Source organism: Caulobacter sp. D5, assembly GCF_003185805.1.
In the GTDB taxonomy this organism is placed as follows: domain Bacteria; phylum Pseudomonadota; class Alphaproteobacteria; order Caulobacterales; family Caulobacteraceae; genus Caulobacter.
In genome coordinates this window covers 1-7,408 of sequence record NZ_QHJY01000306.1, presented here as the reverse complement: position 1 = coordinate 7,408, position 7,408 = coordinate 1, and the positions used below count along the sequence as shown (strand labels likewise).

Sequence of the window (7,408 nt, the reverse complement as noted above, 5' to 3'; positions counted from 1 at the left end):
CCTTCTCCCCTTGCGGGAGAAGGTGTCGGCGCAAGCCGACGGATGAGGGGTCTCTCAGACTTCTGACGCCGCGACCGGCCGAACGGCTGTCGCGGCGTTTCTGTTGGTGCGACCCCTCACCCGACCTCCTTCGGAGGCCACCCTCTCCCGCAAGGGGAGAGGGGATTTCAGTGGTGACGCCGCCGCCCAGCCGCGCTAAGCGCCCAGCGCACACTGTGACGCGGGAGCTTCGCCCATGACCCCCATCCTTCTGCTCGGCGCGGGCCGCATGGGCGGCGCCCTGATCGAGGGCTGGCGCAAAACCGGGGCCTTCGCGACGACCGACCTGATCGTCCGCGACCCCGCGGCGACCGACGAGGGCTTTCCCGGCGCGCTCGTGAACCCGCCGCTGGAGGCGCTGTCAGCCGCCAGGGTCGTGCTGCTGGCGGTCAAGCCGCAGATCTGGCGCGAGGCGGTCAGGGACGTGGTCCCGCACCTGGCGGCCGACGCCATCATCGTCTCGATCGCCGCCGGCGTACGCGCGGCCGACATTTCCGAAGTCTTCGGCGGCCGGCGCGTGGCGCGGGTGATGCCGACCACGGCCGTGGCCATCGGCCAGGGCGCGGCCAGCCTCTACGCCGACACGCCCGAAGCCCTGGACGCCGCCAAGGCCCTGTTCGCGCCGGTCGCGGCGACGGTCGAGCTGGCCGACGAGCAGCTGATGCACGCGGCCACCGCCGTCTCCGGCTCGGCCCCGGCCTATCTCTACGCCTTCATCGAGGCCCTGGAAGCGGCCGGCGCGGCCCAGGGCCTGACCCCGCAGGACAGCGCCCGCCTCGCCCGCGCCACCATCGCCGGGGCCTCGGCCCTTCTGGCTCAGGGCGGCGAGGAGCCGGCCGAACTGCGCAAACAGGTCACCTCGCCCGGCGGCACCACGGCCGCGGCGCTGTCGGTGCTGATGGGCGAGGGCGGTTTCGGGGATCTGCTGCCCAAGGCGCTGGCGGCCGCCGTGAAGCGCTCGGAAGAGCTGGGGGGCTAACCCCCTCAGTCGGCTTCGCCGACAGCTCCCCCAGAGGGGGAGCATCTTTGCGCCGACGCTTCTAGATCCTCCCCCTTTGGGGGAGGTGGCCCGGAGGGCCGGAGGGGGCTTACGGCGCCGTCACGTCCACCAGCGCCTGCGCCGGCTTGCCTCGCTCGGCCGCCACGAACTCCACGGCCCGCACGATGTGGTCGGCGAACTCGCCGCCCAGCAGGCGGGTGTGGCTGGCGCCGGCCACGTGGTCGACATAGCCGTGCTGGGAGGCCTGGGCCGGGGCGGCCTGCATGTCCTTCCATTGCACCCGGTCGCCGACCCGCGCCCCGGCGGTGACAACGGCCACCGGCCATTCGGGCGCGAAGGGCGGTTCGGCGCCGGCCTGGGCCGAGGATTCGGCCCACAGCGAGACCTCGGCGGCCGAGGTGCGGTTATGGCGGCCGTTGGCGAAGCCCCAGCGCTTCTCGGCCTTGGCGTCGGGCGGCAGGCCGATCTTGTCGCCCAGCCTAGTGTAGACCAGCGGCTTGTAGAGCCCCGCCGAGGCCCCCAGCGCCGCCGCCCGCGAGGCGAACACGAACGAGTTGATGAAGCTCTTGGCTCGTCGGAGCTGCGCGGCCTCGGGCGTGGCGGCGTCGACCAGGACCAGGCCCGCCACCTGGCTGGGATTGCGGCCGGCGTATTCGCGCAGGCGCAGGCCGGCCATCGAGTGGCCGACCAGAATGAACGGACCCTTCTCGCCCGAGGCGGCGACCAGCTTCTCGAAGTCGGTGACGATGGCCAGGCCGTCGCGCGGGGCCGGGCCGGGCGGGGAATAGCCCATGCCGGCGCGGTCGTAGGCGCAGGTGCGCCAGCCGGCGGCGGCCAGGGCGTCCTGGGTGGCGCCCCAGTCGGCGGCGAAGCCGAAGGCCCCGGCCTCCAGCCAGACGGTCGGTCGGTCGGCCCGGGCTTCGCCCTCGCAGACCAGGCGCAGGGTGCGGCCCTCGCCGATATCGACCTGGGCGCCGCGCGGCGGCTTGGAGCCTACCCCGGCCATCACGCCGCCCGCCGCGACGAAGGAAACATAGAGCAGGGTGAAGGCGGCAAGGGCGCGTCCGGCGTGCTTGAGCATGGCTCTCAATGTAGGGGCGCGGCGGCGTTCGTCGAGGGGCTGGTGCGGCTTCTCGGCGCGGTTTCCTTCGGGCGGATCAATCCCTAGACTCTGCGGCATGCGTCGCGCTCTCTCAGCCTTGCTTCTGGTCGCCGCCCTGGCCTCTTCGGCCGGCGCGCAGACGAGTGCGAAATCGCCTGCTTCGGTGACAACCACACCCGCGGCCGAAACGGCCCTGCCCGCGCCGCTTCCGCCGCTGTTTTCGCCCAAGCCGCCCGAGCGCGACATCCCCGCCTGCAAGGCCTCCTGCGCCAAGACCTACTATTTCTGCCGCGCCAACGCCGACGACGACAGCTGCCCCAGCGAGTGGTCGCGCTGCAACGTGCGCTGTTCGGCCAGCTTCGTTCGGCCGTCGGGGCTGTCGGGGAACTAGATCCTCCCCCTCTGGGGGAGGTGGCCCGGAGGGCCGGAGGGGGGACGTTTTCAGCTTTCGAGGCGCTGGCCGCTATCGCAACGACTTCCCCTCCGTCGGCGGAGCCTGTCCTCGGGCCGGCCTCTGGCCGAACCCGGGGCCGACACCTCCCCCATCGGGGGGAGGGTCTTATCGACAGACCCTCTTGCTCCGCGCCCGGAACGGGGATCAAATCCTGACGGGGCGTCATCGACGCCGCTGGGAGTCGCGCTCATCGATGTCGAACATCGCCTATTTCCCCGCCATGCCGCCGCGCGAGGACAATCGCCCGGGCAAGCGCGAGCGCACCAAGACCGCCAACCGCCAGGCCATCCTCGACGCGGCCCGCCAGGTGTTCGGCGAGCTGGGCTATGACGGGGCCACGGTGCGCGACATCATCCGCCTGACCGGTTTGGCCTCCGGCACCTTCTACAACTACTACAAGTCCAAGGAGGAGGTGTTCGACGCCCTCGCCGACGACGGGGCGCGGCGCTTTCGGCCGCTGTTGCGCGTGGAGTTCGAGAAGGCGACCGACTTCGCCTCGTTCCTGCGCGGGGCCATGCGGGCCTATTTCGACTTCCTGGCCGCCGAGCACGAGACCTGGCGGGTCAACCGCCCGGCCGGCGAGACGCATCCGCAGGTGCGCTCGACCCCCGAGGTCACCGCCGTCTTCGCCGAGGTGCGCGAGGCCTTCGAGCGGGTGCTGGAGCGCGAGCACGCCCCGCCCGTCGACCTCGACTACCTGACCGCCGCCTGCATCGCCGTGGCCCGCGAGGTCGGCGACAAGATGCTGGAGCGTCGCCCGATGGACACCCAGGGCGCCACCGCCTTCGCGGTCGGCCTGATCCTCGGCGGCCTGCCGGCCTTGCCCAGGCCCTAGCGGCCGACCCTTTCTCCCGACTTTCAGAAGAAAAGAGCCCCCGAATGGCCGACGTCCAGAAGCTGGTCCTCAAGACGATCCTGTCGTTGCCGACCCCGATCCTGCGGGCGCTGAGCGGCGGGGGCGTGGTCTATCGCGGCGGGCGCACGCTCGATCCGCGCTTCCAGTTCTTCGCCCATGCGGCCCAGGGCCTGCCGTCGATGACCACCCTGGCCCCGGAAGAGGCCCGCGCCGCCAGCGCCAAGGGGCTGGCCGCGGTGTCTGGTCCGCCCGAGCCGGGCGTGCGCACCGAGAGCCTCAGCATCGACAGATTGGGCGACGGTCCCGACGGCCAGATCCCGCTGCGGGCCTATCGTCCGGCCGAGCAGGACGCCGCCGCGCCGCTGATCGTCTTCGCCCATTTCGGCGGCGGGGTGATCGGGGACCTTGAGACCTGCCACGCCTTCTGCGGGATCCTGGCGCGCGTGGCCAAGACCGCCGTGCTGTCGGTCGACTATCGCCTGGCCCCGGACCATCGCTTCCCGGCCGGACTGGACGACGTGCTGGCCGCCTACCGCTGGGGCCGCGACAACGCCGCCCGCTTCGGCGCGGCTCCGGGCGCAGCCGCGATCGGCGGCGACAGCATGGGCGGCAATTTCTCGGCCGTGCTGGCCCAGGAAATGAAGCGCACGGGCGAGGCCCAGCCGGCCTTCCAGCTGCTGATCTATCCCGCCGTCGACGTCGCCAGCGAGACGCCGTCGATGAGCCTCTACGCCGATACCTATCCGCTCAGCCGGCCGATCATGGAATGGTTCATGGCCCACTACATGGGCTCCGAAGCCGACCCGGCCGACCCGCGCCTGTCGCCGGACAAGACGCAGGATCTGTCGGGCCTGGCGCCGGCCATCGTCGTCACCGCCGGCTTCGACCCGCTGGTCGACCAGGGCGAGGCCTACGCCAAGCGCCTGATCGCCGCCGGCGTGCCGACCGTCTACCGCTGCTACGACAGCCTGGCGCACGGCTTCACGGCCTTCACCGGCGCGGTCCCGGCGGCCGACGCGGCCTGCCGCGAGATCGCGGCGCTGGTGCGGGCGGAGATTTCCCGGTGAAGCCCTTCCCCCTCGATGGGGGAAGGGTTGGGATGGGGGTGGAGCGGCCTCTCCGGTGCGCCGCTGCTCTTACGTGGATTGGGGCTGAACCGCTGCGGTCACCCCCATCCCCGGCCCTTCCCCCATCGAGGGGGAAGGGAGAGTGAAGGCGCTCGTCGTCGAGGCCCTGGCGCCGGACTTCGCCGGCTGCGCCGTTCGCGATGTTCCGACGCCCGCGCCCGGACCCGGCGAGGCGCTGGTCCGCATCAGGGCCGCCAGCGTCAACTTCCCCGACCTGCTGATGACCCGCGGCGAATACCAGCTGAAGCCGCCCCTGCCGTTCACCCCCGGCCTCGACTTCGCCGGGGAGGTCGCTGGGCTGGGGGAGGGCGTTGAGGGCCTGGCGATCGGCGCGGCGGTGGTCGGCGGGGCGCGCACCGGGGCGTTCGCGGAGTTCATCGTCGTTCCGGCCAAGGCCCTGAAGCCCAAGCCCGCGCGGCTGTCGTTCGGCGAGGCGGCGTCCTATGGCGCGGCCTATCTGACGGCGCGGGTGGCGCTGGCAAGGCGGGCGAACCTGCAGGTCGGCGAATGGCTGCTGGTCCACGGCGCGGCCGGCGGGGTGGGGCTGGCGGCGGTGGACCTGGCCAAGGCCATGGGGGCGCGGGTGATCGCGGCCTCCGCCTCCGACGACAAGCTGGCGGAGGTCTCGCGGCTCTACGCCCCTGACGCGACCGTCAACGTCACCGGCGGCTTCCGCGACCAGGTGAAGGCGATCACCGGCGGGCGGGGCGTCGACGTGGTCTACGACCCCGTGGGCGGCGACGTCTTCGACGAGAGCCTGCGATGCCTGGCCTTCGACGGGCGCCTGTTGGTGATCGGCTTTACCTCGGGCCGGATCCCGACCGTCTCGGCCAACATGCCGCTGATCAAGGGGATCTCGGTGATGGGCGTGCGGGCCGGCGAATACGGACGCCAGTTCCCCGAGCGTGGAGCCGAAGATCAGGCCGCCGTCTGGGCCATGGCCGACGCCGGTACGATCCGCCCCCACGTACATGCGCAGGTTCCGCTTGAGCGCTGGCGCGAGGCGTTCGACCTGCTGGCGGAGCGACGGGTGGTGGGCAAGGCGGTGATCGCGCCTTAGCCTTTCCCGCCTCCAAAAACCTCTCCCATGGGGAGAGGGAGGGGCCCGCGCCGAAGGCGTGGGAGGGTGAGGGGGTAAGACGTCGGCCGTTTTCGCGCTGACCTGGCCGCTCGGGTTTTCGGGATTATTCGGTGAGGGTGTAACCCCTCACCCTCCCATGCTGCGCATGGGCCCCTCCCTCTCCCTCTGGGAGAGGTGAAAACTAGGTGGGGGAGGACGCGCTACGCCGGCCGCCGCGCCCGCAGCGCCTGGGCGATCGTCCCATCGTCCAGCCAGTCCAGATCCCCGCCCACCGGCACGCCCCGCGCCAGCATCGTCACCGGCACATTGGTCTGAGCCAGGCGGTCGGCGAGGTAGTGGGCGGTGGTCTGGCCGTCGACCGTGGCCGGCAGGGCCAGGATCACTTCGGCGACCTCGCCGCTGGAGACGCGGGCCAGCAGTTCGCCCACCCGCAGGGTCTCGGGCCCGACCCCGTCCAGCGCCGACAGCAGGCCGCCCAACACGTGGTAGCGGCCCTTGAACGAGCCGCCGCGCTCCATCGCCCAGACCGAGCCGACCTCCTCGACCACGCACAGCAGGCGCACGTCGCGGGTTCCGTCCGAGCACACGGCGCAGGGATTGGTGGTGTCGAGCGAGCCGCAGGTGGAGCAGGTCTTCACCTTGGCCTGGGCCTCGGCCATGGCGGCCGCCAGCGGCGCCAGCAGGGTGTCGCGCTTCTTCAGCAGGGCCAGGGCCGCCCGCCGGCCCGAGCGCGGTCCAAGGCCCGGCAGCTTCGACAGCAGGGCGATCAGGCGCTCGATCTCGGGTCCGGCGGAGGCGGCCATCAGCCTTTAGAACTTCATGCCCGGAAAGCCGCCCATCATGCCGGCCATAGGGCCGGCGGCCTCCTGCATCAGCTGGGCCTGCTTGGCGTCGAGCTTCTTCTTGGCGTCGGCGTGGGCGGCGACGATCAGGTCGGCGATGACCTCGCCCTCGCCCGGCTCGACCAGGCTTTCGTCGAGCACGACCTTGGTCAGCTCGCCCGAGCCGGCCAGGGTGACGGTGACCATGCCGCCGCCCGATGTGCCCTCGACGCTGATCTCGGCGACGCGGGCCTGGGCTTCGGCCAGCTTCTGCTGCATGGCCTGGGCCTGCTTCATCAGGGCGCCGATGTCTTTCATGGTCTGCTCCTCGCTTTGAGTTCCCTCCCCCTGGAGGGGGGGGCAGGGGTGGGGGTGGCGTCCTTGGCGGGCCTGGGCGCGGCCGAGCCGCATCCGGAAGCGTTTCCACCCCCATCCCCGACCCTTCCCCCTCCAGGGGGAAGGGAGATGGTTAGTCCTCGACTTCGTCCGGCTCGATCGGCGCGGGCTCGGGGGCGAGGACCTTGCGGATCTCGACGATCTCCGTGCCCGGGAAGGCGCTGAGCACCGAGGCCACGAACGGGTCGGACTTGATGGCCGCAAGGGCTTCGCGTTCCTCGCGTTTCTGGCGCTCCATCAGGCTTTCGGCCCCGCCGCCGCCCTCGGCGGCGATCAGCCAGGGCTGGCCGGTCCATTCCTTCAGCGCGCGGACAAGGCGGCCGGCCAGGTTGCCGGGGGCGCCGGGGGCGGCCTCGAAGGTGATGGCGCCGGGGCGGAAGCTGATGGGGCGGACATATTGCTCGACGTCGAGCCGCAGGCCGATGTCGCGCTTCTCGGCGATCAGCTTCAGCACGTCGTCGAACGAGGCCAGGACGGGCGCGGCGGGCGCCGCGCCGACGGCGGCCATGGCGCGCGGCGCGGCCGAAACCGC

8 protein-coding genes and 1 pseudogene are annotated in these 7,408 nt (G+C 71.9%); 5 read left to right on the top strand and 4 right to left on the bottom strand.

What is annotated here, in order from left to right:
* Positions 1-235: 235 nt before the first annotated feature.
* On the top strand, positions 236-1,018 hold the full coding sequence (gene proC, locus DMC18_RS18780) for a pyrroline-5-carboxylate reductase (RefSeq protein WP_110120073.1): 783 nt from the start codon (positions 236-238) through the stop codon (positions 1,016-1,018).
* A gap of 109 nt (positions 1,019-1,127) precedes the next feature.
* Here the strand turns inward: proC and DMC18_RS18775 are convergent, their stop codons facing one another.
* Positions 1,128-2,120, bottom strand: coding sequence for an alpha/beta hydrolase (locus DMC18_RS18775; protein WP_110120072.1), 993 nt, complete (start codon positions 2,118-2,120; stop codon positions 1,128-1,130).
* Positions 2,121-2,304: 184 nt separating this feature from the next.
* Between DMC18_RS18775 and DMC18_RS18770 the strand changes: the two genes are divergently transcribed.
* The 4 genes from DMC18_RS18770 (at position 2,305) to DMC18_RS18755 (ending at position 5,638) form a co-directional block, all read left to right on the top strand.
* A complete protein-coding gene (locus DMC18_RS18770; protein ID WP_233248222.1) occupies positions 2,305-2,532 on the top strand; it encodes a hypothetical protein in 228 nt (75 codons plus the stop codon).
* A gap of 256 nt (positions 2,533-2,788) precedes the next feature.
* The gene (locus DMC18_RS18765) at positions 2,789-3,430 is read left to right on the top strand and encodes a TetR/AcrR family transcriptional regulator (RefSeq protein ID WP_110120070.1); all 642 of its coding nucleotides are present in this window, start codon (positions 2,789-2,791) and stop codon (positions 3,428-3,430) included.
* 44 nt (positions 3,431-3,474) lie between these two features.
* Positions 3,475-4,518 carry an alpha/beta hydrolase gene (locus DMC18_RS18760; RefSeq protein ID WP_110120069.1) on the top strand — a complete coding sequence of 348 codons (1,044 nt, stop codon included), beginning with the start codon at positions 3,475-3,477 and terminating at the stop codon, positions 4,516-4,518.
* A gap of 124 nt (positions 4,519-4,642) precedes the next feature.
* Entirely contained in the window at positions 4,643-5,638 is a 996-nt protein-coding gene (locus tag DMC18_RS18755) for an NADPH:quinone oxidoreductase family protein (protein WP_199228464.1), read from the top strand.
* Positions 5,639-5,859: 221 nt separating this feature from the next.
* Here DMC18_RS18755 and recR read toward each other — a convergent pair whose 3' ends face one another.
* The 3 genes and pseudogenes from recR to DMC18_RS18740 form a co-directional block, all read right to left on the bottom strand.
* Positions 5,860-6,462: a recombination mediator RecR gene (gene recR, locus DMC18_RS18750; protein WP_110120067.1), complete on the bottom strand. Its 603-nt coding sequence runs from the start codon at positions 6,460-6,462 to the stop codon at positions 5,860-5,862.
* A gap of 6 nt (positions 6,463-6,468) precedes the next feature.
* Positions 6,469-6,798 (bottom strand): YbaB/EbfC family nucleoid-associated protein, encoded by a 330-nt coding sequence (locus tag DMC18_RS18745; RefSeq protein ID WP_110120066.1) that lies wholly within the window; start codon positions 6,796-6,798, stop codon positions 6,469-6,471.
* A 151-nt stretch (positions 6,799-6,949) separates the two neighbouring features.
* Positions 6,950-7,408, bottom strand: a pseudogene (locus DMC18_RS18740) (DNA polymerase III subunit gamma/tau); the annotation flags it as partial.

What these genes read in the sequence shown, in the direction of transcription:
- recR (WP_110120067.1), bottom strand. Translation starts at nt 6,462, where the DNA reads ATGGCCGCCTCCGCCGGACCCGAGATCGAGCGCCTGATCGCCCTGCTG.
- DMC18_RS18765 (WP_110120070.1), top strand. Translation starts at nt 2,789, where the DNA reads ATGTCGAACATCGCCTATTTCCCCGCCATGCCGCCGCGCGAGGACAAT.
- DMC18_RS18745 (WP_110120066.1), bottom strand. Translation starts at nt 6,798, where the DNA reads ATGAAAGACATCGGCGCCCTGATGAAGCAGGCCCAGGCCATGCAGCAG.
- DMC18_RS18775 (WP_110120072.1), bottom strand. Translation starts at nt 2,120, where the DNA reads ATGCTCAAGCACGCCGGACGCGCCCTTGCCGCCTTCACCCTGCTCTAT.
- proC (WP_110120073.1), top strand. Translation starts at nt 236, where the DNA reads ATGACCCCCATCCTTCTGCTCGGCGCGGGCCGCATGGGCGGCGCCCTG.
- DMC18_RS18760 (WP_110120069.1), top strand. Translation starts at nt 3,475, where the DNA reads ATGGCCGACGTCCAGAAGCTGGTCCTCAAGACGATCCTGTCGTTGCCG.